General features: G+C 61.6%; 20 protein-coding genes. 10 read left to right on the top strand and 10 right to left on the bottom strand.

All coding sequences use genetic code 11. The features are described from left to right. The first annotated feature begins 61 nt into the window (after window positions 1–61). The 6 genes from D0Y85_RS09220 to D0Y85_RS09195 all read left to right on the top strand — a co-directional run bounded on the left by D0Y85_RS09220 (window position 62) and on the right by D0Y85_RS09195 (window position 5,872). On the top strand, window positions 62–652 hold the full coding sequence (locus tag D0Y85_RS09220; RefSeq protein WP_117310248.1) for a phosphatase PAP2 family protein: 591 nt from the start codon (window positions 62–64) through the stop codon (window positions 650–652). 107 nt (window positions 653–759) lie between these two features. Then, window positions 760–1,065 carry a hypothetical protein gene (locus D0Y85_RS09215; RefSeq protein WP_117310247.1) on the top strand — a complete coding sequence of 102 codons (306 nt, stop codon included), beginning with the start codon at window positions 760–762 and terminating at the stop codon, window positions 1,063–1,065. An 89-nt stretch (window positions 1,066–1,154) separates the two neighbouring features. Beyond that, window positions 1,155–2,261, top strand: coding sequence for a polysaccharide biosynthesis/export family protein (locus D0Y85_RS09210; protein ID WP_117310246.1), 1,107 nt, complete (start codon window positions 1,155–1,157; stop codon window positions 2,259–2,261). Between the two features lie 10 nt (window positions 2,262–2,271). Continuing rightward, on the top strand, window positions 2,272–2,961 hold the full coding sequence (locus D0Y85_RS09205; protein ID WP_117311890.1) for a YjbF family lipoprotein: 690 nt from the start codon (window positions 2,272–2,274) through the stop codon (window positions 2,959–2,961). Continuing rightward, entirely contained in the window at window positions 2,958–3,731 is a 774-nt protein-coding gene (locus D0Y85_RS09200) for a capsule biosynthesis GfcC family protein (protein ID WP_117310245.1), read from the top strand. Before D0Y85_RS09205 ends, D0Y85_RS09200 begins: the two co-directional genes overlap by 4 nt. Next, on the top strand, window positions 3,731–5,872 hold the full coding sequence (locus D0Y85_RS09195) for a YjbH domain-containing protein (RefSeq protein WP_117310244.1): 2,142 nt from the start codon (window positions 3,731–3,733) through the stop codon (window positions 5,870–5,872). The genes D0Y85_RS09200 and D0Y85_RS09195 overlap by 1 nt, the downstream gene beginning before the upstream one ends. 40 nt (window positions 5,873–5,912) lie before the next feature. Here D0Y85_RS09195 and D0Y85_RS09190 read toward each other — a convergent pair whose 3' ends face one another. The 10 genes from D0Y85_RS09190 to D0Y85_RS09140 all read right to left on the bottom strand — a co-directional run bounded on the left by D0Y85_RS09190 (window position 5,913) and on the right by D0Y85_RS09140 (window position 19,391). Continuing rightward, window positions 5,913–6,860 (bottom strand): KpsF/GutQ family sugar-phosphate isomerase, encoded by a 948-nt coding sequence (locus tag D0Y85_RS09190; RefSeq protein ID WP_117310243.1) that lies wholly within the window; start codon window positions 6,858–6,860, stop codon window positions 5,913–5,915. A gap of 73 nt (window positions 6,861–6,933) precedes the next feature. Then, entirely contained in the window at window positions 6,934–7,452 is a 519-nt protein-coding gene (locus D0Y85_RS09185) for an HAD hydrolase family protein (RefSeq protein ID WP_205420750.1), read from the bottom strand. A 34-nt stretch (window positions 7,453–7,486) separates the two neighbouring features. After that, on the bottom strand, window positions 7,487–8,332 hold the full coding sequence (gene kdsA / locus D0Y85_RS09180; RefSeq protein WP_117310241.1) for a 3-deoxy-8-phosphooctulonate synthase: 846 nt from the start codon (window positions 8,330–8,332) through the stop codon (window positions 7,487–7,489). A 587-nt stretch (window positions 8,333–8,919) separates the two neighbouring features. Continuing rightward, window positions 8,920–11,466 carry a hypothetical protein gene (locus tag D0Y85_RS09170; protein ID WP_117310239.1) on the bottom strand — a complete coding sequence of 849 codons (2,547 nt, stop codon included), beginning with the start codon at window positions 11,464–11,466 and terminating at the stop codon, window positions 8,920–8,922. Then, window positions 11,463–12,782, bottom strand: coding sequence for an O-antigen ligase family protein (locus tag D0Y85_RS09165; RefSeq protein WP_162887638.1), 1,320 nt, complete (start codon window positions 12,780–12,782; stop codon window positions 11,463–11,465). Before D0Y85_RS09165 ends, D0Y85_RS09170 begins: the two co-directional genes overlap by 4 nt. 14 nt (window positions 12,783–12,796) lie before the next feature. Continuing rightward, window positions 12,797–13,819, bottom strand: a complete 1,023-nt coding sequence (locus D0Y85_RS09160; protein WP_162887637.1) for a hypothetical protein — start codon at window positions 13,817–13,819, stop codon at window positions 12,797–12,799. A gap of 27 nt (window positions 13,820–13,846) precedes the next feature. Next, entirely contained in the window at window positions 13,847–14,980 is a 1,134-nt protein-coding gene (locus tag D0Y85_RS09155; RefSeq protein ID WP_117310236.1) for an NAD-dependent epimerase/dehydratase family protein, read from the bottom strand. Window positions 14,981–15,084: 104 nt separating this feature from the next. Beyond that, the gene (locus D0Y85_RS09150) at window positions 15,085–17,295 is read right to left on the bottom strand and encodes a polysaccharide biosynthesis tyrosine autokinase (RefSeq protein WP_117310235.1); all 2,211 of its coding nucleotides are present in this window, start codon (window positions 17,293–17,295) and stop codon (window positions 15,085–15,087) included. Window positions 17,296–17,355: 60 nt separating this feature from the next. Then, complete coding sequence (locus D0Y85_RS09145; protein WP_117310234.1) at window positions 17,356–17,790, bottom strand: low molecular weight protein-tyrosine-phosphatase; 435 nt, start codon at window positions 17,788–17,790, stop codon at window positions 17,356–17,358. Between the two features lie 143 nt (window positions 17,791–17,933). Next, window positions 17,934–19,391: an undecaprenyl-phosphate glucose phosphotransferase gene (locus tag D0Y85_RS09140; protein ID WP_117310233.1), complete on the bottom strand. Its 1,458-nt coding sequence runs from the start codon at window positions 19,389–19,391 to the stop codon at window positions 17,934–17,936. Window positions 19,392–19,772: 381 nt separating this feature from the next. Between D0Y85_RS09140 and D0Y85_RS09135 the strand changes: the two genes are divergently transcribed. From D0Y85_RS09135 to D0Y85_RS09120, 4 genes are all read left to right on the top strand, one after another. Next, window positions 19,773–21,305 carry an aldehyde dehydrogenase family protein gene (locus D0Y85_RS09135; protein ID WP_117310232.1) on the top strand — a complete coding sequence of 511 codons (1,533 nt, stop codon included), beginning with the start codon at window positions 19,773–19,775 and terminating at the stop codon, window positions 21,303–21,305. Further along, window positions 21,305–22,093, top strand: a complete 789-nt coding sequence (locus D0Y85_RS09130) for an SDR family oxidoreductase (RefSeq protein WP_117310231.1) — start codon at window positions 21,305–21,307, stop codon at window positions 22,091–22,093. The genes D0Y85_RS09135 and D0Y85_RS09130 overlap by 1 nt, the downstream gene beginning before the upstream one ends. A gap of 178 nt (window positions 22,094–22,271) precedes the next feature. Continuing rightward, window positions 22,272–22,556 (top strand): DUF4190 domain-containing protein, encoded by a 285-nt coding sequence (locus tag D0Y85_RS09125; protein WP_117310230.1) that lies wholly within the window; start codon window positions 22,272–22,274, stop codon window positions 22,554–22,556. A gap of 4 nt (window positions 22,557–22,560) precedes the next feature. After that, window positions 22,561–23,331, top strand: coding sequence for a class I SAM-dependent methyltransferase (locus D0Y85_RS09120; protein ID WP_117310229.1), 771 nt, complete (start codon window positions 22,561–22,563; stop codon window positions 23,329–23,331). Window positions 23,332–23,339 lie beyond the last annotated feature (8 nt).

Genomic DNA, 23,339 nt, shown 5'->3' with positions numbered 1-23,339 from the left:
AAAGGCCAGCGACAGGCCAGCACCCGTAAGCTGGCCCACCCCGATCTCCGCACGTGTCTTGATGCAGAACGCCTGGTTTTTCCTCTCCGCAGCCGGTGACAGCCGTTGGCTGCTGCCCATGACCCTGGTGCTGCTGTGCGCGCTGCCCTCCTCCCGCGCGCGACTGAAATGGCGGTGGTTGACCGCGATCTGCTCCACTGCCGCTGTAACGCTGGCATCCAAACTGGCCTTCATGGGATGGGGGATAGGTATCGAGCGCCTGCACTTCACGGGATTTTCCGGCCATGCCGCGATGTCCAGCGTTGCCTATCCCGTCATCGGCCTGATGCTGGGCGGCGCCAGCCGCCACGGGCGTGCGATCGGGCTGCTGTCGGGTTGCGCGCTCGCGATTGCGATTGCATGGTCACGAATTCCCCTGCAGGCGCACAGCCTGTCGGAGATTTTCGCTGGCCTGACACTGGGGTTGGTCGCCAGCGCATGGACCCTGCGCGCCGACACGCATCCGCAGCGGCCGGCAGCTGCCGCTGTGCTGGCCGCAGTTGTCATTGGCCTGGTGCTGCCGCTCAGCCTGCCACACCTGCCCACCCACCAGCTGGTCATCGCGCTGGCAAAGGCGCTCTCAGGCCGGACCGAGGTCGTTGAATCATTCTGAAAACCGCGCATCAGACAGCATGAATTCTTCACCTTCCTTGACAGGGGCAATGAGGATTGGCCACCATAGGGGTGGAAAAATTTCCCTCACGGAGTAGGAGACCCCGTATGAAGAAGATGATTGCTGCCCTGGCCCTGCTGGGTCTGTCCTCCCCGGTGTTTGCCCAGGAAGCTCCGGCCTCAACCGAAACCAGCGCTGAAGTCGCTGGCACTGAAACCGCAGGCACTGCTGCTACCGGCACCCTGAACACTGCTGCCACCATCGGCCTCGGCGTCGCTGCAGCTGCCGTGGTGTACAGCGTCGCTGCTGACAGCAGCAAGGATGACGCAGGTAACGACAACGGCGGCACCACCAACCCGCCGGGTGGCACCACCGGTTCGACCGGCACCACCGGCACCACCGGCACCCGCTGATCAGATTGCCGTTGTAGCACCCACGCCCTCGCCGGGCGGTAGTTCGGCGAGGGCTTTTTTATGCCCGTTCGGGCCAGGAATGATTAACGATGGACTGCAAGCGTCTCGTCACCGTCATGGCGTTCGTCCTCACAGCGTCAGGTTGCATGTGGGCCCCGGGCCAGCACATGCGCTCCAATGCGCTGATGGGCAACAGCCAGCAGGTTGGCAATGATCAGATCGAGTTGATTCCGATCACGCCCAAACTGATTGCCATGGAGCGCGCGACGCAGAACGCCCCCGGCCTGCCCAGCACGCTGATGCAGTACCAGCCCGGCCCCTACCAGATCGGCGCAGGCGACATCCTGTACATCACGGTCTGGGACCATCCCGAATTGACCGTACCGGCCGGTCCCCAGCAGCAGCTCAGCGCGGCAGGCCGCCTTGTGCAGTCTGATGGCACGCTGTTCTACCCCTATATCGGCAAGGTCGCCGCGGCGGGCAAGACACCGGCCGAACTGCGCGAAGAGATCACCACCCGCCTAGCGCGCTACATCGAAGCGCCGCAGGTTGACGTCTCGATGTTGACTTATGCCAGCCAGCGCGTGTGGGTCACCGGTGCATCCCGCCAGGCGGCCACGGTTCCGCTGACGGTCACCCCACTGACCTTGGGTGACGCCATCAGCCAAGCGGGGCTCGACCCGGCGCAGGCCGACCTGTCAGGAGTCCGCCTCACCCGCGACGGCACCACCTACACCATTGATCTTGATCGACTGGGTCGCAGTGGCGGGGGCGAAACAAATATCTTCCTCAAGGCGGGCGACCATCTGTATGTGCCGTACCTCGACCGCAAGGAAGTCTTCGTTGTCGGCGAAGTCAATCAGCCCGGCGCGATGAGTTTCAAAACCAGTGAAATCTCTCTGAGCCAAGCGCTGGGGCGTGCCCGCGGACTGTTGCAGACCACCTCCAACGGCAACGCGGTCTATGTGATTCGTGGCTCGAACGATCTGCAGGACACACCTTCACAGGTCTTCCACCTGGAGGCGAAGTCACCGTCGGCCTTCGCCGTGGCGAGCCAGTTCAATCTGCAGCCGGGGGATGTGGTGTTCGTCGGCGCGGCCGGCGTGACCCGCTGGAGCCGCTTCGTGAACCAGCTGCTTCCGTTCACCGCCATCATCAGCAATGCGGCCAGTGCGCGCAACGATCTGGACAACTGACGGGATGCGCATGAGCAGGAACGCTCGAGCCCCTCTCTTTCTCCAGGGTATTCGCCTCGCATTACTGGCCACGCTGACCGTCACCGCAGTGACCGGCTGCGGCGTGGTCAGCCGCAGCAGCGTCAAAGCCGTCCAGCTTGCCGTGCAAGGCAAGCCGGACGTCCACCCCACTCCAGAGGACGTTGCCCGCAACCGCTACCCGCAGATCAAGGTCGACGGCCCCAACGGCGGCGCGATCCTTGTGCTGGGTGCGATCGATGACGGCCGCCAGGCGTGGTACAGCAGCGAGCGCAGCATTGTTTTCCTGCGCAACGGCCTGATCGAATCCACCCATGGCGGCAGCCCAGAGCTGCAGCAGATGCGTATCACCGGTCACAACCCCTTCCTGGACCTGCGCAAGGCACGTGATGGTGATGTCGTGCAACGCGCCTACGACATCATGCCCGGCTACCGTTTCGGCTTGAAGATAACCGGCACGTTGCATCCGACAGGCCTGGAAACCGTGGAGATTCTCGGCCGGTCGCGCCAGCTGATGCATGTCCGCGAGCAGCTCCGTGGTGAGGGCTGGAAGCAGGACAACCACTACTGGGTGGATCCGTCCAACGGCTTCATCTGGAAGAGCCGGCAGGCCATTGCACCTGATACGCATCTGGACATCACCCAGCTCAAACCCTATTCGCCGGACCTGCAGCCCCGATGACGAAGCGATTGATCGCCTTGGCCCTTGGCGTTGCGCTGGCCGGTGCCGCCGGGGCGTCCTCCCCGATCTCCGTGGAGACCTACGGCCATGTCCGTTCACCGGGGACGCACATGCTGGCCAGCGATGCGCGCCTCAGCGATGCGGCGATTGCTGCCGCCCCGGATGAAAGCGCCTTCATGGCTGGCGCAGCATTGCTGCGCTCGGATGCGGTGCTGGCGCAAGCCCGCCTGAAGGCAGGACTTCTGTTCGATCTCGAGACCCTGGCAGCACTGCAGACCGCGCCCGACGTCGCCAACGCAGCCGCGCAGATGGCGCGCGAATTCGGCGATCTGCCCGTCACCGGCCGCGAACCGCAACTGCTGGAACCGCGCTCACTGGCAGCCGACCGCAGGCAGGATCGCCCGGCCCACGCCGGGGATCGCCTGATCTATCCCTCGCGGCCAGAGACCGTAACCGTAACCGGCGCCGTCGCCCACCCGTGCGTACTGCCACACGTGGCCATGCAGGACGCACGTCTCTACCGCAACCAGTGTGAGGCACTGCCCGCCGCCAGCCCTGACGACCTGTATGTGATCCAACCCGATGGACGGGTCATGAAGATCGGCATTGCCCTGTGGAACCGCAGCCCACTCACCACGCTGGCACCGGGTGCGGTCATCCACGTCCCCATTGCTGGGGCTGCCGTGCGTTCACTCACCCCCGATGTCAACGATGAGGCCGCGCGCTTCCTCGCCACCCAGGTGCTGGATGCGCCGGGAGTCCCAGATTGATGTGCCGTAACCGATTGCCGCTGGCCCGCGCCGGCGCCGCACTACTGAGCCTGAGCATCAGCGCAGCCCTGCACGCCCAGGAAGGCCCGACCCCCACCGCCAGCGACTGGGGCGGCATCGGCCTGCTGCAGACGCCCAGCGCACGCATGAGCGAAGAGGGGGAGCTGAGCCTCACCGCGAGTCACACCTCGCCGTATAGCCGCTATACAGTTGTGATGCAGCCGTTGCCGTGGGTCGAGGGCTCGTTCCGTTACATCTCGGTCGCCAATCGCCGCTATGGCTCCGAATGGCTCAGCGGGGACCAGAACTACAAAGACAAATCCATCGATCTCAAGCTACGCCTATGGCAGGAAGGGCGGTGGCTGCCCGAAGTCTCCGTGGGCGCGCGCGACCTGGGCGGCACCGGGCTGTTTTCCAGCGAGTACATTGTCGCCAACAAGCGCTTTGGACCCGTGGACGCCAGCCTTGGCGTGGCCACCGGTTACATCGGCAACCGCGGCGACCTCGCCAACCCCCTGGGCGCCCTTGACGATCGATTCAAGGAACGGCCAGGCGTCAATACACCGGGCGACTTCAACACCAGCGCGATGTTCCGTGGTCGTCTCGGCGTGTTTGGTGGCATCAGCTATCAGACTCCGTGGGACCGTCTGCAGTTGAAGCTTGAGTACGATGGCAACGATTATCGCCACGAGCCGCAGCGGAACAACCAGAAACAATCTTCACCGATCAACCTCGGTGCGGTGTTCACGGTCAACAACAGCGTGCTGCTGCACGTGGGCTGGGAGCGCGGCAATACCGCCATGGTCGGCATCACGCTGCGCTCGAACCTGGCCCAGGCCAAACCCATGCCCAAGCTCATGGACCCGCCACCAGCAGCACGCCACCGCGCGCAGGACAATGCGGACACCGCCCTTCCGGCAGCCCCGGACCTGGCCACGGCTGACTGGCCAGCCATCGCCGATGAGCTGGAGGAGAACGCAGGGTTGCGGGTGAAGCGCATTGATCGCAATGGACAGGAGCTGATCGTCAGTGCCGAACAGCGCCGCTACATCTACCCCGCCCAAGGCATAGGCCGCGCCGCCCGCATCCTCGATCCGCACACGCCAGCGGATGTCAGCTGGTGGACCCTGCGCAACGTCCGCCAGGGTCTGCCTGTTGTCGAGACCAGCCTCGAGCGCAAGACGTTCAACGACTATCTGGATGATCGTATCGACCAGGCAACTCTCAGCCGTCATGTTGAAATGACGGCGCCTTATGCACGGCGGTCGGAGAACCTGTACGAGGCACCGCTGAAGCATTTCGACGGCGGATTCAACGTCGGCTACCGCCAGTCTGTAGGCGGGCCGGATGGATTCATCCTCTTCCAGGTCGCGGCCATGTATGGCGCCACCTTCCGCTTCAACGACAATCTGTGGTTGAGCGGCACCGCCAGCTACAACGCCTACAACAACTACGACAAATTCAGGTACGACGCCCCCAGCCGCCTGCCCCGGGTGCGCACGTATGTGCGTCAGTACCTCACCACGTCGGACTTTACCCTGCCCAATCTGCAGCTGACCGGCACCAGGCAGCTCGGTCGCGACCTGTACGGCATGGCCTACGCCGGCTTGCTCGAATACATGTACGGCGGCGTGGGTGGCGAGATCCTGTACCGCCCGATGGACCAGCGATGGGCGTTGGGCGCAGAACTGAACTGGGTCAAGCAACGCGATTTCGACCAGCGCTTCAGCTTCCGCGACTACAGTGTCACTACCGGTCACGCTACGCTCTATTACCTCTGGGGTGACAAGCGCCGCATCATCAGCGCGGTCAGTGCGGGCCGATACCTGGCCAAGGATTGGGGCGCCACCGTGTCGGTAGCCCGCGCATTCGACAACGGCGTGACGATGGGCGCATACGCGACCAAGACCGATGTCTCGTCCAAGGACTTCGGTGAAGGCAGCTTCGACAAGGGCATCTATTTCTCGGTGCCGTTCGATTTCATGCTGCCGCGCTCGACCCGCGCACGTGCCGACTTCCTGTGGAATCCGCTGTACAGGGACGGCGGCGCGCGCGTTGCGCACTCGCACAGCCTGTATCAGCTGACGTCCGAACGCGATTCAGAGATCTTCTACAGGAACTTCGACGCGATCGGGAAGTAACCCAGGCAAAGAAGGCGCCCTCATCAGGCGCCTTCTTTCTTTACTTCTTGAAAACGCCGACAAGTCGGTTGCCGTCGAGCACCAACAGCGACGAAATCCTGCGCCGCTCCATCAGCACCAATGCATCTTCCACGCGTGTCCCCACGCTGACCTGCGCTGGCGACACGGTCATCAGCTCGGCAGCAGACTTGTCAAACACCTCGCGCCCGTGAAGCCCGAGCGCCCGACGGATGTCACCATCGGTGATGATGGCGTGCCCCGATCCGGTCGGCACGATCGCCAAGCCCAAACTCGAGCGGGTGATCACCTGCAGGACGTCCATCATCGACGCGGACGCGTCGACCAAAGGCAGTTCACCGGCCACCATCTCATGCTCCACGCGGGAAAGCAGGCGCCGCCCCAATGAACCGCCCGGATGGAAGCGCGCGAAATTCTCCGGTTGGAAGCCTCGTGCCTCCATCAACGCCACTGCCAGCGCGTCCCCCATCGCCAACGTCGCCGTAGTCGATGCGGTCGGCGCCAAAGCCAACGGACAGGCCTCCTGTGACACCCCAACGTCCAGATGGCAATCGGCGGCCTGGGCCAGCGTCGACATCGGGCGGCCAGTAATGGCCACCAGGAAATTGCCGCTGTCCTTCAGGAACGGCAGCAGCTTCACTACTTCTTCGGTTTCACCAGAGTAGGAAATCGCAACGAATACATCGGCAGCGGTCACCATGCCCAGGTCGCCATGGAAGGCTTCGCCCGGGTGCATGAAGAAGCTGGGCGTACCGGTACTTGCAAGCGTCGCCGCGATCTTGCGCCCGATGATGCCGGACTTGCCCATGCCACAGACGATGACGCGGCCCTGCGAGCCCAGCACCTGCTCGACGGCGCGCGTGAACTGCCCATCTAGCCTGCCGGCAAGCGCGGCGACAGCCGAAGCCTCAATTTGCAGGACCCGTTTGGCCGATGCGATGTGATCGGCGACTGATACGACAGAGGACATACCTTGTTTCCTTCTGATGACAATTCGCGCCGCACCTGAGTGCGCCACGCTTACCTGCGCAATCCTGCGCCGGCTACTGCACCGCGCCAGCGGCACTCCATCCTGCAATGAGCGGCGCATACGCTTTCTGCAGGTCCACACCGCCTTCAGCAAGCACGCGCTCGGCCACTTCCCGACCGACACCACGCCCGCCGCGCGCATCTGCCACCACGTCTGCGGCTGCCAACACCAGGGGATGTGCGTCGGCAGGCGCATAGAAGCGCCCCACCCTTCCTGCCAGTGGCAGGTCCACCACATCATCTCCCACGTAGGCGATCTCGGCTTCGCGGACGCCAAGATCGCCACAGATGGCGGCCAGGGCGTCGAGCTTCTCGAGGCGTCCGGTCACTGCTATATCCATGCCCAACTGTTGGATGCGGAAGTCCAGCGACGGGCTCGCCTTACCCGATAGCACGCCACAACGGATGCCATGCACCCGCAGCAGCGCGACCGCCAGGCCATCGCGGACGTTGAAGGTCTTGAACTGCTCACCCTTGCCATCGATATGCAAGCCGCCGTCGGTCAAGACGCCGTCCACGTCGAACAGGACCAACCTGATCGGTCCCTGGTACTCCGCCGATGCCATGTCAGGCAATATCGAGCTTGGGGAACGACTTGACCAGATCATCGATGGCCTTGATCTGTGCCAGGAACGGCTCCAAAGCGCTCAGCGGCAACGCGCTCGGGCCATCGCAACGCGCATTGTCCGGGTCCGGGTGCGCCTCCAAAAACAGGCCGGCCAGACCAACCGCCATGCCGGACCGCGCGAGCTCGACCACCTGACGACGGCGGCCGCCCGAGGCCTCGCTACCCGATTCGCGGCGCTGCAGGCTGTGGGTCACGTCGAAGATGGCCGGCAGACCACCGGTGGCCTCGATCATCTCGCGGAAGCCCAGCATGTCGACTACCAGGTTGTCGTAGCCGAACTGAGCGCCACGCTCGCACAGGATGATCTTCTCATTGCCGGCCTCACGGATCTTGCTGGCGATGTTCTTCATCTGCGTCGGGCTGAGGAACTGCGGCTTCTTGATGTTGATGGCCCGGCCGGTACGCGCGATGGCCGTCACCAGATCAGTCTGGCGCGCCAGGAACGCGGGAATCTGCAGCACGTCAACCACTTCGGCGACAGGGGCCGCCTGCTCCACTTCATGGACGTCGGTAATCACCGGCACGCCGAAACGGCTCTTCACTTCCTGGAAAATGCGCAGCCCCTCTTCCAGGCCCACCCCGCGGAAGGAATTGATCGACGAGCGGTTCGCCTTGTCGAACGAGGCCTTGAAGACGTAGGGAATGCTGAGCTTGCTGGTGACCTCGACGTACTTTTCAGCAGCGAAAAGGGTGGAGTCCAGGTCCTCGAGGACATTGAGGCCGCCGAACAGAACGAAGGGGAGGTCGTTGCCGACGGTAACAGTTTCATTGATGGAGACGTTCATACATTACTCTCGTTTGAATGGGCTGAAACGACGCGCTGCCAAGTGCCGTTTTCAGGCAAGTACCGCTTCACCACTCTACCTGGCGCACCGACTATTACTGAATAGGGAGGAAACTCGCCTCTAATGACAGCGTTCGCACCAACGATGCAACCGTCTCCGAGAATAGTTCCCGCTTGGATCCGCGCCCCCATTCCAAGGAAACAGTTTCGACCAATTCGCGTTTCCTTCCATGTCGACGCCTGCTGAAGAATGGGAACGTCAACTGCGGCGTACTCATGCTCAATGTCCGTGACCGACACATACCCGGTTATCAGCGTACCTGACCCGATACTGATCGGCCCCATGGCTGTTACATGGAACCCCTGCCCGATCGCTACATCGTCGCCAACCATGAGGCGCCCTTCTCCATGGCATTCCGCGCGGAGTCCCGGAAACACGCGAACCCTGCGCCCGAAGAACATATTTCCAAGGCCAAGCATGAACATCGGTGGCCCAAGATACCCTGGGAATCGAAACCCTCCAAGAAAGACGGAGTAGCAGATCGCCCTGACTCCCCAGCAAATCTTCCATATTCGATGCATCTCGGGTCAGTTCCTTAGAAACTCTGCCAGCTTGTCCAGCTGATCTGTATCGTCGTTATACCAAACGGCAAGACTGTCGACCCTGCGAAAGAGCCCATCAGAATCCGCCGTATCACGTTTTACAGCCTCGATGATCGCCTGCGCCGACCCCCACGAAAGGCCGGGTCTCCGGAAAACATCTGCTAGCCGCCCATCATCCAATAGATAGACTGCCCGACGCTGATCGAGCAGCTCCACAACTGCGCCAGACATATGCGCAAGGCTGAAGTCAACGCAGCCACAGTATTCCGCCAGAGATGCATGCATCAGCTTCTCGCAGCGCTCATCAACAGCGGATCGGTAAGCACTCAGCGGAGTCCACGGATGGAGTCTCACAACATATGTAAGGTCGAGGGCCTCGGCAAGTGCCGTAGCCGCCGAGAGCAATGCAAGATTGGAGTCTTGTCCGTTTTGACCGTTCAACATTACGCCGAACACTCGTTTGATTGGCCCAGTATCGCACTGCTGTTTTGCTCTAATCCATCCAGCGACAACGAAGCGATCCGTAGCGTATCCAGCCTTCTCAAACTCCCTGATCGTGGCCTCTCCCCACACAATCATCCGATTACTAATGAAATTCGCGTATGCCTCCGCATCTGGACTCATATTCCGATCATCCAGCAGGCGATACTGGCCGTGTTGATTCGTAATCGCAAAAATTCCCCGCGCCATCTGCGCCTGCGTAACCAGATTCTCAACTGAATGAGCATCGCAGAACGTAATAATCCTTCTGTGGCCAGTAGGAAGTGAAGCCAAGACTCGAGGACAGGCACTTCTCATTCTCGCGATGAGCGATCCGACCACCAAACGTCTGACCACTGACGTCGAAAATCCTTGGGTCATCCGGAAGCTGCCGGGCAATCTGCACAACGTGCGGAACCATTGCACCGGAGACAGTGCGTCTCGAGCCTCCGCGTAAGCGGAAGATCCGTCAAGAGCCGATCTGATCGAATCGACGATGTAGTCATAGTCAGCGCGATTCTTCGACCGCGCCCCATAAAAGATCAAGTGCGTAGGGGCAGCTACAGTCTGCACGAGTACTCGGACTTCGAACCCAAACGAGAGCGCAAGGAGTTTTAGCTGCCCCTTAAGCGAAGTGTCGTACAAGTAAGGGGCTACGACGCGTGCGTAGTTCAGCCCGTCCTCGGAGGCGCTCTTGGACTCTTTGAATGCCTGGATGTCCAAGTGCAGCTGACCAACAGAAGTTGGACCATCAAGCCCTCGGGAACGCGTAGCCATATGACCCGCCTCACCGCCGACCGCTCGCCGAAGCCCGCCGAAGAGCGTAAATGCAAGAACCGAGTAGGCTAGAACGAACACCCACGACGCTACAGGCAAGCTGACGGTCGCGCATGCGCCCGTCAACAGTGGGATAAAGACCGCTGCGAGAATCACCTGCACCCTTAGCAGGAACTTTTCACGTTGACACATACTGAGCACCACCGCGAACAATGCAGCCATCGAGAATGCGATCTGACCGATCATCATGATGATGACAATGCTGCCGAAATTCCGAGGAACTCGGGCGTACTCCAGAATCGACGCCATGAATAGCCAAGTCGCGGCGAGGATTGCAGCGCTGGCAATCAGGATCGCGCCGACTGAAAGTCGGACCAATCGCCACAACTCCTGCAGTTCTCCCTTGGCATGGAGCGCCGCAAAACGGGAAGAAAAGGTGAAGTTGATCGCAAGCATCAGCAGGCTGACAAGGGTTGCGAGCTTCTGAGAGACTACGAAGCCGGCATATGCGGAATCTCCATAGAAGATTGGAATGATCGCTACAGCGCTCCATCCAAGCGCTTGTTGCGCCAAGACCACCATGCCCAAGCGATTGGCGGCGACAAGATCGGCGGCTTCGGCACTCACCCCTTTCCAGTTCGACGAGAACAACAGACTGAGTTCGCGTCCGTAACGCACTGGAACCACGACAGCATACATCGCCACGGCAGCAAGCAGGTAACACCAGAGCAGTTGCCGGGCACTGATCTTTTCACCAATGAAGGTCAGGCACAGAAGCCCAACCAGAGCCAGGACAGGCACACAGATGTTCAGATAGAAGGTTGCCGCATCGGTCCTCCCTTCGCCTTGGAGTACTCGCGCAGCTACTGCCGCACACGCAATCAGTCCGGATGCAATGACCATCAGACTGAAGTCCAGATAGCTCATGCCGCCAAAATGGTGCCCCACCCATGGCAATAGCAGCGCAAGTCCAAGCAGCAACGCAGCGCCCACCCAAAACAACACACGGCGATGCGCTCGAAACACAAGCGCCCCGGCAATTGATTCGCGGTCCCCGACCTTCGCTGCCGCAACTCGTCGAATAACAACTTCATCGATGCCCCAACGAAAGCAGACGGCGCCAATGACGCTGGCATTGAACAGGATGAAGAACAATGCAGCTTCAGAAGTCACCAGATGGCGAGAAACCAGTACCGTAAAGAGGACGGAGACGCCAGAACCGAGGCCGCGCAGAAGCAACGTCCGGAGAACGGAGATCAAGCGCCCGATACTCATCGAGATACATCCACCCCAACCTTCCGGGCCCGCGCATCCGCTGCGCTGGCGTTACGGGAGAGATAGATCATCACGAACACCAGGATCACACCGTTGGCGTAGTACTCTCCCATTCGAAGCAGGATAATCGAGAGTGTAGACAGGTATGCAACTGCCATAGCCCTGTCACCAACCGCCCGCATGTTCTTCCACGCCCAGTACAGCACCATCAATAGTAGCAGCCACCCTACCAATCCAAGCTCAGCTGTCACGCGTGCAAACAGTGAAGTCGCGGAGCCGCGGCCGGGAATATCATCCCGATATGCGGGCAGTTCAAAACCGGAGATGTAGTGATCAAATACGGAGCTGTACATTCCCAGGCCAACGCCGACGCCATAGTTGTCCGCAAAGGAACGCAGCGAGATCAACGAATTCACCGCATTGGAGTAGGTGCTGAGATTCATGCCATCCTCCATGGTCAGCTCCCCACCCTGCAGCACCGAAACGGTATCGTTCCATCTCAACTGGAAGAACTCCAGATTGCTGACCGTGATGGCGAGAGCGAAGACGATCGGCACTGAGAAGAACAGGATCCAGAATCGGCGAACACTGAAACCGATAACGAATGTCGCTACGGCCGCAACGAAAAGACCGATATAGCCAAGTGCGGAAGTTGACAGAACAATGGCAAGTACGGTGACCGCGCCTCGGAATGATAGGCGAAGGCTCTGTACGAACTTTGATACGTGATATGCACCGGCTGGCAACAGTGCACATGCGTAGAACGCCGGCTCAACACTGAGTCCAGCGACGCCCAGGTACGCCCCCATCTTTTTCGAGCCGGGGGACAGGGATGCCAGGATGTCGACTCCGGTCGCAACGAAGATCACCTGCTGCAGCACGCCGAGAACCGCAAATAGGTAGGCCACCCTCAGATAGACAGAGAAGAGCCGATTGACTGAACGTCCAAGTAGATTGTAGATGGACGTAAAAAACACGATGAAGAACATGAAGAGCATGATCTTCGCGACTGAGATGAGAAACACGGATGCACGAGCGCCCGCCGCTGCATCATTGATGAGCGCCCCCAGCAGGGAAAGGAGCGTCAGCGCGGCAGCCAGCCCCAGATACTCCTGCCGGAGGCCTAGACTACCGGTTTTCAGCACAAGCAACACGTATGCTGCAATCATGCATAGATAGGACAGGTACAAGTTTCCGACGGGCGTCGGCACATAGATCCCCGATATAAAGATCGTGGACAGGGCAAACAGGGATATCCACTGCCTCTCGGACTTCAGCTCTTTCTGGATCGATGTCGGTGCCATTGAAGTACTCATTCCAAGCTGCGCTCTCAGACACCTTTCACAACATGCCGACCCAACAGCGCCTGTCTCACCCAATTCCCGACCGAGTACCGTTCTCGAACAGCATCGTCAAAAGGCCTGTCACTGGACGCCAGGAACTCTGCCGGCACCACAGGTGCATTCCGATCCACGATCTGCACTCCGGATGCGTCGTAAAGATCATACGAACTGACATCCTCGTTTGTGGTTATCAGCTTCCGCTGCGAACCCAGCGCTTCGATAGTTCGCATCGTCAGGCCCTTCTGGCCAGGACGATTGATATCAATCACGCAACGCGAAGCGCAGATGTAATCGACAACCTTTGGCAACGGCAGGCCATCAAACTTGACATACTTCCTTGAGAACCTGCGGAAGCCAGGATCCACGAGGGAGCGCAGGCGATGGAGGACCTTCGATGGGTAGTAGCAGTAAACGAATGTTCTGCGTCCATCACGCTCGAGCGAGTCCAGCAGTTTTTCCAGAATCCGGTAACGATCCGTATGAATGGTGCCGATGAAGCAGGCGTCATAGATGTACCCTCCCGTCCACTCTGCGGCGCGCGCGTAATCATTGGCGAAGAATAGTGGCAGGAACTCAATGTCGGGATTCTCTGCTACATCGGCGCGATCGAACGACAGCACCGAATCGAAATGACGCTTGATCAAGCGCGCATTCGGGTTGTAGTGCATGGAATCCCAGAGATACAGCGTGAGCTTCGCCGCCGGTTGCGTCTCGCGAATACGCGCGATGATCTGAGGCGAAATGGCTTCGCCGCGGATGACCAGAACATGGTCATAGCATGTGCCCGCACTTGCCTCGACGATGTCGGAGTAATGCTTCGCGATGCGCCTCGCTAGCAGACGGCGATCAATACGGATGAGCGCCTTGGTAAGAAAGTCCACACCGGGACGATCAGGCTGAAAGTCAACGTGCGCACCCTGCCTTTCAAGCTCCGCTTTGATCAGCTTTTCATAGCCAAAGAACATCGGTGCAATGAAAAGTACGCGCTTTCCCGCGAGTGACTCACTCATGCTGCTCGCCCAGGCCGCACTGAGGATTCACTTCAACAGCCCCTTCGCACGCATTTCGTCTACCGAGCGCTGGTAGCCCGAGTCTTCGATCTGCTGGGTCAGAACCCAGGCCGCGAAGCGCTTCACACCTTCGGCGAAGGTGACACGCGGGTGATAACCCAGGGCAGCCTCGACACGGCTCAAGTCGGCAAAATTGTGTCGGATATCACCGATACGGTAGTTGCCGGAGATGCTGATCTCTCCGCCCCTTCCATACGCTTCCTTCAGCGCGCTGGCGACGGTGATCACATCGGTAGCTTCACCGGTACCCACGTTGAAAGCCTGGCCGCTGACATCGGCGTCAATGGCCGCAACCGTTGCCGCCACCACGTCGTCGATGAAGACGAAATCGCGGGTTTCCTTGCCGTCCTCGAAGATATTGATGCCCTTGCCTTGCAACAGCAGGGTAGAGAAGATCGACAGAATGCCCGTGTACGGATTCTTCAGCGACTGGCCCGGCCCATAGACGTTCTGGTAGCGCAGCGCGATACCCTGGATGCCGATGGCGGAGGCGCCGACCAGTACCAGCTGCTCCTGGACCTGCTTGGTGATGCCGTAGATCGAGCTGGGATGGATGCGGGACTCTTCATCCGTCGGCAGTGGCACCACCAGCTCGCCAGACTGCGGGTCGCGGCATTCGAACACGCCATCGCGCAGATCGGCATCAACGCGTGCGCCGGGGTACACCGGGCCGTTTGCGCCCTTGTACTTGCCTTCACCGTAGATCGAGCGGGAAGACGCGACCACCACGCGCTTGACCGATTCGCAGCCCTGCACTTTGTTGCCGATCAGATCAAGAAACAGTGAGGTACCGCGCACGTTGACATCGACATAGCGATCGATCTCATACATCGACTGCCCGGTGCCGGTTTCGGCCGCCAAGTGCACCACCACGTCCTGGCCGGGCAGCACCTGCAACCAATCCTCACGCAGGCGGACATCGCCCTTTACCACCACGACATCGGTGGGCAGAGATGCCAGAAGCGCGGAGTTTTCCGGGCTATCGCCATGGATCTGGGGCGAGAGATTGTCCAGGACAGTAACCTGGTCTCCACGCGCGACAAGCGCGCGTGCCAATGCACTGCCAATGAAACCCGCACCACCGGTGATCAGAACTTTCATGTATTTCTCCGCAGTCTCTCAAATTGCGTCGCGGACCTGCACACTGCAGCTGCCGAGACTTCCCTGTCGGTGAGGGCATAGGTTAGAGCCCCCCCTCGACCCATTCAGCGGGTCGACTTGTACTCGTAATAGCCGTAACTGTAGTAGCCGGTTGCCCGACGCTCGACCGCATTGAAGATCGCACCCTTCAACTGAACGTTGTTCTGTTCGAAACGCTTGCGGGCAAGCATCAGTTCCTTAGGCTGGTTCAAGCCAAAGCGCGCGACCAGCAGACAGGTGCCTGCATGATGGGCGATGACCGCCGCATCGGTCACCGCGAGAATCGGCGGTGTATCGATGATGACGAGATCAAAGCGCTTCTCGACCTGTTCCAGAAGCTCCGTGAAATTGCGGTGCATCAGCAATTCCGAAGGATTGGGAGGCACATCGCCTCGGGAAATGAAGCTCAGGTTATCCAGGCCCGGAACCGTACGAATGGCGTCATCCAATGAGGTCTTGCCAACAAGCACATCGGACAGGCCGGGGGTCTGGGTCGCGCCGAGGGCTTTGTGCAACGTGCCCTTGCGCATGTCCGCGTCTATGATCAGCACACGTTGGCCAGCCTGCGCGATCACCGCCGCCAGATTGGAGGAGACAAAGGTCTTGCCGGCGTTCGGGCTGGAACCGGAGATCAGGACGATGTTGTTCTTTGCCTCCAGGCGTGCGAAGTGCAGACTGGTACGCAGACTGCGCACCGCCTCGATGGCCAGGTCGGCAGGATCCTTCACCGCAAGCAGATGCAGTTTGCCGTCAGCACGGAACTTGCCACGCACCGAATCGGAACGTTGCCCAGGACTGACCGGGATCGAAGCATAGACCGGCAAGCCGATCTCCTCGATCTGGGACGGGTCCTCGACCCCACGGTTAAGCAACTGGCGCAGAAGGATCAAGCCGATGGAAAGAAACGCGCCCAACAGCGTCCCCACCAGCACCACCATCACCTTGCGGGGCCTCACCGGCTCGGTAGCATCCACCTCTGCGGCATCCACGATGCGCACGTTGCCGACAGTGCCAGCCCGCGCGACATCCAATTGCTGCGCTTGGTTAAGCATCGCGGTATACATCTCGTTGCTGACCTGCAGATCGCGGGTCAGCCCCAGAAGCTCCTGCTGTGCTTCCGGCAGTTGTTTTACCTGGCCCTGGAAGCCACTCTTGCGTGACTCCAGATCCCCGATCTGGCGCATCAATGCCTGATATGCAGGATGGTCACGAGTGAACTTGCGATCCATTTCCGCCTGCTGCAAGCGTAGCTGCTGGATACTGGTTTCAACCGCGACTTCCTGATCCAGCAACCCTTTTGTTTGAAGGGTCAGATCAACGGAATTGGCGCGCATCTGATAGGCACTCAATGCCTTCTGCGCAGTGTCGACCTGATTGCGGACATTGGGGAGCTGCTCTTTGACGAAGACCAGCTGCGCCGACGCCTCGGCGGAGTTCCGCTCGACGTTCTGCCTAACATAGGCCTGCGCAACCTGCTGCAGAAAGTCGCGAGCGAGATCGGGATTCGCGTTCTCGTAAGTAAGCGCAAGGATGCCGGAGTCTTTTCCTGCCTCGCCAACCCCAACTTCCAGCTGAAGATCGCTTACAACACTGAGCCGACGATGGCGGATCACGCTGAATTGCATGCCGGGGTGAGCCTTAAGAGACTCGACCTGAATTTTCACCCCATTGCCAGTCGCCGGCTTGCCTGCCGTACCCGCCAGCAGCAGTTCACCGTCTTCGTTGAAGAGCTCAAAGCGCCCCCCCTCACCGGCGACCAGCTCCAACTCTGTAGCCAGCAAAGCGACAGGAACATCCAGCTGAAAGATCTGCAACTCTTCTCCGCCCCAGCCAAAGCCGGTCAGACCCAGGAGTGGCGGCGCCAGCTCACCCGGAGCTTGCTTTTCCGCGCGACGAGCAAAGTAGCTACCAAGCACAGGAAAACGTCTCGGAACAACTTCGATGTCCAGACGCAGCGCACTCACGGCGCTACCAACCACCGCTCGGGACTTGATCAACGCAATTTCGGTTGCTGCTTCTGCGGTGCCCGCATTGATACCCAACGACTGGCTCAGATCGGTCAAGCCCGGTAGCGAAGGCGTCTTCGGCTCGACCTGTACAATGGCATCCGCACGGTAGATCGGCGTTGCCAGAAACGCATATGCAGCAGATGCAATCAGGAATACGCCTGTGATGATGAGGATCCACCACTTGTGATCGACCAAAGTGCCTAAGAACTGGCGGAGATCGATCTCTTCAGCATCGTCCTGAATGATGGAGCGCGAGTCAGTGGTCATGTGCAGTAAGGTTCAGATAAGAAAAATAGTTAGTCGACTCAGGGAAGCATGCAGCAGCAGTCAGAGATGCCGTGCCCAGCTCTCAACACCCTCGGCCATCAGCCTGTAAACATGCTCGAACGCCGGGCGCTGCTGGCGGTACGGATCGGGAATTTCCCGGTCCTGCTGCCATTTGCCCAGCAGGAAGGTCTTACCGGAGGCCTGCGGCGCGACCTCGGCAATGCGATGGATATGCTTGCGCTCCATGGTGAGCACCAGATCGGCCGAGCCGAGAATGGCGTCGTCGATCTGACGAGCACGATGCGAATCACCGTTGAGGCCATGTTCGATCAACAACGCCTGTGCCGTGGCGTCGATGCCATGACCCACAAGTGCCCCCAAGCCGGCGGAGGACACCTGAATGCCCTTGCCCTCCACGGACTGGCGGAGCATGACTTCAGCTGAAGGACTGCGGCAGATGTTGCCGACGCAAACAAAGAGAACGTTCTTGAACACTGACTCGGATCCTGTGGCATTCCGTGCGGCACCACCCGAAACGGGAGGGTGACAGCCCTACAGGATACCTTACATGCACATGACAATCGACGAAATTGTCAGGGAATTCATCACATTACGCACGGCACCCGCATCGCGCCGCGTCAATATGCCGACTTCTGCCCCAGCACCTTGAATGCGGTCATCACGATGATCCGCACATCCAGGGTCGGGCTCCAGCGGCGAATGTAGTCGATGTCGTACTGGACACGCTTCTTCATCAGGCGCAGTTCCGGGGTTTCCCCACGCAGCCCGTGCACCTGCGCCCAGCCGGTGATGCCCGGCTTCACGTAGTGCCGGTGCATGTAGCGGTCGATCAGCCGTTCATAGTGGTTGTTGTGCTGCACCGCATGTGGCCGCGGGCCGACCACGGACATGCTTCCGCCCAGGACATTGAAGAACTGCGGCAGTTCATCCAGGCTGCTGCGGCGCAGGAATGCACCAAACCGGGTGACGCGCGGGTCATTGCGGGTGGCCTGGGTGATCTTGTCCGAACTGCCCTCGGCGTGGACCCGCATGGAGCGGAACTTCAGCATCGAGAATTCTTTGCCGCCCAGGCCATGGCGACGCTGGCGGAACAGCACCGGGCCCGGCGAACTCAGCTTTACGCCGAGCGCCAGCACCACAAACAGCGGTGCCAGCAGGATCACCGCCACGCCGGCCACCAGAATGTCTTCCACACGCTTGGCCAGGCGGAAGTTGTGATCGGCCAAGCCCTGCCGGACCCCGATCATCGGCACGTTGCCGACCTGGTACACCCCCGGATTCAGGGCACCCCAGCCCGTGGTATCGGGGATCAGCCGCACCGGCACGGGGAAGCGTTCGATCTGCTTGAGCATGGCCTTGACATCGGCGGCATCGCCGGGCGCCATCGACACCCACAGTTGATCGAACTCACCGCGGTGCAGGTCCATGTAGCGCGGCAGGTCCTCCAGCGCGCCCAGGCAACGCGGCGCATCGCCACGGCGACGCGTGGCCAGGTCGCCCTGGGCGGAGAAGTAACCGATCACTTCCTTGCCCAGCTCAGGCTTGCCGCGCAGCAGCCGGTGCAGCTTCAGCCCGGATGCGCGAAGACCCACCAGCAGCACCCGTTCGCGATCCAGGCCTCGCGAGCGCAGGCGGTGCAGCTGCACGCGCAGCAGCACGCGCAGGCCGACCATGCCAAGCAGTCCGGATCCATACCAGGTGAGCAGCCAACGGGTAGGCACGGCGCCCGCCATGTCCACCAGCACGGCATAGAAGGAGAACAGGCCGAAGCTGCATGACCAGGCCAGCAGCAGCACCCAGAGGTCCACCACCAGACCGCGCGCGCGCCAGCCGCGGTACACCGGGCCGATCATGAAGCAGACCATTGCGCTCAGCAGGACGGCACCAAATACGACACGCTGCGACGGATCCGGGACTGCCGCCCTGTAATACAGCACATGGGAGACCATGGCCATGATGGGGATGACGCACATATCCCCCAGCCGCAACGCCAGCTCGAGTGCTGCACGGGCCTCAACGCGGCGCCGCGCTCTGCTGGGTTGGCTGGAAAGCCCTTCTACGGATCCATGTAGCACGCGACTTCTCCTCTGACAGTTCCGCAGATCCGGGCAAGATCCAAAGCAGCGCTGGGCTCCCCTGCCGGCGCATGCAATTCGTTGCGGTTCGATTGACTACCGGGGGATTGTGTCCGAACTCCGTCACAAAAGATAGACACAGCCCGACGTTCTTCCGGCGCGGGCGACCGGAAAGCGAGACGCAGCGCACTGATAGTTATCACTTTTCCGGCACCGCCCACCTGCAAATCGTGACGGATCGCGTCAAGCCTTTGGCGCGCACCACCCCGCACTGCACCAAGGGTCGCCCCTCCCCTCTGCTACCATCGCCGGCTCAGTCCGTCGCGCCCCCACCTGCCCGCGACGGCACCAAACACAACGTAACGAAACACAGGAGTCTGCATGTCTTCCGAGCTGCTCAAGTCCCTTGGTCTGGACGCGATCAACGCTGGCACCTACCTGGGCAACGGGGAGTGGTCGAGCGCTAGCGGCGGTGAACTGATCACCCCGATCAATCCGACCACCGGCGAGCCGATCGCGCAGGTCCGCGCCACCACCGAAGCCGAGTACGAAACGGTCATCGCGCGCGCCCAGGAAGCCTTCAAGGTCTGGCGCACCACCCCGGCTCCGCGCCGCGGTGAGGCCGTGCGCCTGTGCGGCGAAGCGCTGCGCAGGAACAAGGACGCCCTCGGGTCGCTGGTCGCGCTGGAAATGGGCAAGAGCAAGCCCGAAGGCGATGGTGAAGTGCAGGAGATGATCGACATCGCCGACTTCGCCGTGGGCCAGAGCCGCATGCTGTACGGCTACACCATGCACTCCGAACGCCCGGGCCACCGCATGTACGAGCAGTACCAGCCGCTCGGCCTGGTCGGCATCATCAGCGCGTTCAACTTCCCGGTGGCGGTGTGGGCATGGAACTCGTTCCTGGCCACGATCTGCGGCGACATCTGCCTGTGGAAGCCATCCAACAAGACCCCGCTGACCGCCATCGCCTCGATGCGCATCTGCAATGAAGCGCTGCGCGATGCCGGTTTCCCGGACCTGTTCTTCCTGATCAACGACGCCGGCACGGCACTGTCGGAGAAGATGGTGGCCGACAAGCGCGTGCCGCTGATCAGCTTCACCGGCTCGACCCAGGTCGGCCGCACGGTCGCCGAGAAGGTCGCCCACCGCCTTGGCCGGTGCCTGCTGGAACTGGGCGGCAACAACGCGATCATCCTCGACGAAACCGCCGACCTGAAGCTGGCGATTCCCGGCATCGTGTTCGGTGCGGTCGGCACCGCCGGCCAGCGCTGCACCACCACCCGCCGCCTGATCGTGCACGAATCCATCCATGACGACGTGCTGGCCACGCTGGTCAAGGCGTACAAGCAGGTGGAAGGCAAGATCGGCGATCCGACCGACCCGGCCAACCTGATGGGCCCGCTCAACAGCGACGGCGCCGTGCAGCAGTTCCTGGCGTCCATCGAAAAGGCCAAGGCCAGCGGCGGCACCATCGAAACCGGCGGCACGCGCATCGACCGCCCCGGCAACTTCGTGCTGCCGGCCATCGTCACCGGCCTGAAGAACAGCGATGAAGTGGTGCAGCACGAGACCTTCGCGCCGATCCTGTACGTGATGAAGTACAGCACGCTGGAGGAAGCCATCGACATGCAGAACGGCGTGCCGCAGGGCCTGTCCTCGTCGATCTTCACCACCAACCTGAAGACCGCCGAGCGCTTCCTGTCGGCGGCCGGTTCGGACTGCGGCATCGCCAACGTCAACATCGGCACCTCGGGCGCGGAAATCGGTGGCGCCTTCGGTGGCGAGAAGGACACCGGCGGTGGTCGCGAGTCCGGTTCGGATGCATGGAAGGTCTACATGCGCCGCCAGACCAACACCATCAACTATTCGGATTCGCTGCCGCTGGCCCAGGGCATCAAATTCGACCTGTGATGGCAGAGCGCGCGCCCCTGCGCGACGGCAAGCCGGTGATCGATTTCACCGGCCGCCGGGTGCTGATCGCCGGTGGCAGCAAGGGCATCGGCCGCGAACTGGCGCTGGCCTTCGCCCGCGCCGGTGCGCAGGTCTCGGCCTGCGCCCGCGGCCAAGCCGGGCTTGACGCCCTGCAGGCCGATGCGCAGGCCCAGGGCACGCAGCTGCACACCTTCGCCACCGATCTGGGCGACCTCGGCCGCATCGGCGCCTGGCTGCAGGCCGCTGCCGATGCGCTCGGCGGCATCGATGTGCTGGTCAACAACGCCACCGGCTACGGCATGGCCGATGACGAAGACGGCTGGGCGGCCAGCCTGCAGATCGACCTGATGGCGGCGGTCCGCGCCTCGCGCCTTGCGCTGCCGTGGCTGCGCGCCTCGTCCGACGCCTGCATCCTCAACCTGTCCTCGATCGCCGCGCAGCAACCGCGTCCCGGCGGCGCACCGTATGCGGCGGCCAAGGCCGCGCTGTCGCACTACACGACGTCGCAGGCCCTGGCGCTGGCGCCGGACCGGATCCGGGTCAACGCCATCGCACCGGGCTCGATCGAATTTGCCGATGGCCTCTGGGATCGACGTCGTGTCGAAGATCCCGCCCTGTACCACGGCACCCTGGCGAAGATTCCGTTCGGCCGCTTCGGGCAGCCGCGCGAGATCGCCGATGCTGCGCTGTTCCTGTGTTCGCCGCTGGCGCGCTGGATCACCGGCCACGTGCTCAATGTCGATGGCGGCCAGGTGCTGATGGGCTGATACCGGCACCCCGGTAACTGCCAACCTCGGTTGGCATGCCGTTCGTCGACCAAGGTCGACGTCTACCTGGCTGAAATGCCGTTCGTCGACCATGGTCGACGCCTACCTTCGTATCCGCCAGGCATGGGATTGCCCGGGCAGACGCACTATCATGTGCACACTGCCAAGGAGGACCCCGATGAGCGTGGCACCCCGACAGACAAGCACCCTGGCCGTGGTCAGCCTGGTCATGGGCATCGCCAGCTGGACCGTCCTGCCTTTCGTGGCCAGCATCGTCGCCATCATCACCGGCCACATGGCCCGCGCCGAGATCCGCCGCCGCCCGTACGAAATGGAAGGCGACGGCATGGCCGTCACCGGCCTGGTACTGGGCTGGGTGATGGTCGGCGCCGTGCTTGCCGCCATTCTCATCATCATCCTGTTCTTCGGTGGCCTGGCGTGGCTGGCGGCGGTGTCGAACTGACGCCATGACTGCCTCCGACAGCACTGAACGCTTCAGCAGCCGCGTGGCGGACTATGTCCGCTACCGGCCGGACTATCCGCCTACCCTGATGGACTGGCTGCATGGCCCCATGGCCGTGGCAACCAGCGCACAGGTCGCTGACATCGGCGCCGGAACCGGCATCTCCAGCCGGCAGTTCCTGGCCGCCGGCCATCCACTGGTCGCCGTCGAACCCAACGCGGCGATGCGCGCCGCCGCCGAGCACTGGCTGGCGCCGCAGTATCGGCAGTTCTCCGCCGTCGATGGCCGCGCCGAGGCCACCGGGCTGGCCGATGCCAGCGTTGATCTGGTCGGCGCCGCGCAGGCCTTCCACTGGTTCGACACCGTGGCCGTGCGCGCCGAGTGGCAGCGCATCCTGCGCCCGGGCGGGCTGGCGCTGATCTACTGGAATTCGCGCCTGCTCGATGCCAGCCCGTTCCTGGTCGGCTACGAACAACTGCTGCTGGACTACGGCACCGACTACACCGCCGTGGCCGAACGCTACCAGGACGACGCCACCATGCAGGCCTGGTTCGGCTCCGGCCTGCGCGGCATGGTGCAGCTGCCGAACGTGCAGCACCTGGACCTGGACGCCCTGCGCGGGCGCCTGCTGTCTTCTTCCTACGCGCCGCAGCCCGGCCATCGGCGCCACGCGCCGATGCTGGCTGCGCTGCAGGACCTGTTCGCCGCCCACGCGGTCGACGGCCAGGTCGCTTTTGAATATCGAACCCGAGCCTTCCTCGGCACGCTGGACTGAAACCAACG

It is taken from the genome of Stenotrophomonas sp. G4 (genome assembly GCF_003428825.1).
Lineage (GTDB): Bacteria > Pseudomonadota > Gammaproteobacteria > Xanthomonadales > Xanthomonadaceae > Stenotrophomonas > Stenotrophomonas indicatrix.
The sequence above is the reverse complement of the archived record's forward strand: the minus strand, read 5'-3'. Positions and strand labels throughout refer to the sequence as shown.

Excerpts from the sequence above, each read along its gene's own strand:
- D0Y85_RS09220 (WP_117310248.1), top strand. The coding sequence starts at position 62 with ATGCAGAACGCCTGGTTTTTCCTCTCCGCAGCCGGTGACAGCCGTTGG.
- D0Y85_RS09215 (WP_117310247.1), top strand. The coding sequence starts at position 760 with ATGAAGAAGATGATTGCTGCCCTGGCCCTGCTGGGTCTGTCCTCCCCG.
- D0Y85_RS09210 (WP_117310246.1), top strand. The coding sequence starts at position 1,155 with ATGGACTGCAAGCGTCTCGTCACCGTCATGGCGTTCGTCCTCACAGCG.
- D0Y85_RS09205 (WP_117311890.1), top strand. The coding sequence starts at position 2,272 with ATGAGCAGGAACGCTCGAGCCCCTCTCTTTCTCCAGGGTATTCGCCTC.
- D0Y85_RS09200 (WP_117310245.1), top strand. The coding sequence starts at position 2,958 with ATGACGAAGCGATTGATCGCCTTGGCCCTTGGCGTTGCGCTGGCCGGT.
- D0Y85_RS09195 (WP_117310244.1), top strand. The coding sequence starts at position 3,731 with ATGTGCCGTAACCGATTGCCGCTGGCCCGCGCCGGCGCCGCACTACTG.
- D0Y85_RS09190 (WP_117310243.1), bottom strand. The coding sequence starts at position 6,860 with ATGTCCTCTGTCGTATCAGTCGCCGATCACATCGCATCGGCCAAACGG.
- kdsA (WP_117310241.1), bottom strand. The coding sequence starts at position 8,332 with ATGAACGTCTCCATCAATGAAACTGTTACCGTCGGCAACGACCTCCCC.
- D0Y85_RS09170 (WP_117310239.1), bottom strand. The coding sequence starts at position 11,466 with ATGAGTATCGGGCGCTTGATCTCCGTTCTCCGGACGTTGCTTCTGCGC.
- D0Y85_RS09165 (WP_162887638.1), bottom strand. The coding sequence starts at position 12,782 with ATGAGTACTTCAATGGCACCGACATCGATCCAGAAAGAGCTGAAGTCC.
- D0Y85_RS09160 (WP_162887637.1), bottom strand. The coding sequence starts at position 13,819 with ATGAGTGAGTCACTCGCGGGAAAGCGCGTACTTTTCATTGCACCGATG.
- D0Y85_RS09155 (WP_117310236.1), bottom strand. The coding sequence starts at position 14,980 with ATGAAAGTTCTGATCACCGGTGGTGCGGGTTTCATTGGCAGTGCATTG.
- D0Y85_RS09150 (WP_117310235.1), bottom strand. The coding sequence starts at position 17,295 with ATGACCACTGACTCGCGCTCCATCATTCAGGACGATGCTGAAGAGATC.
- D0Y85_RS09135 (WP_117310232.1), top strand. The coding sequence starts at position 19,773 with ATGTCTTCCGAGCTGCTCAAGTCCCTTGGTCTGGACGCGATCAACGCT.
- D0Y85_RS09130 (WP_117310231.1), top strand. The coding sequence starts at position 21,305 with ATGGCAGAGCGCGCGCCCCTGCGCGACGGCAAGCCGGTGATCGATTTC.
- D0Y85_RS09125 (WP_117310230.1), top strand. The coding sequence starts at position 22,272 with ATGAGCGTGGCACCCCGACAGACAAGCACCCTGGCCGTGGTCAGCCTG.
- D0Y85_RS09120 (WP_117310229.1), top strand. The coding sequence starts at position 22,561 with ATGACTGCCTCCGACAGCACTGAACGCTTCAGCAGCCGCGTGGCGGAC.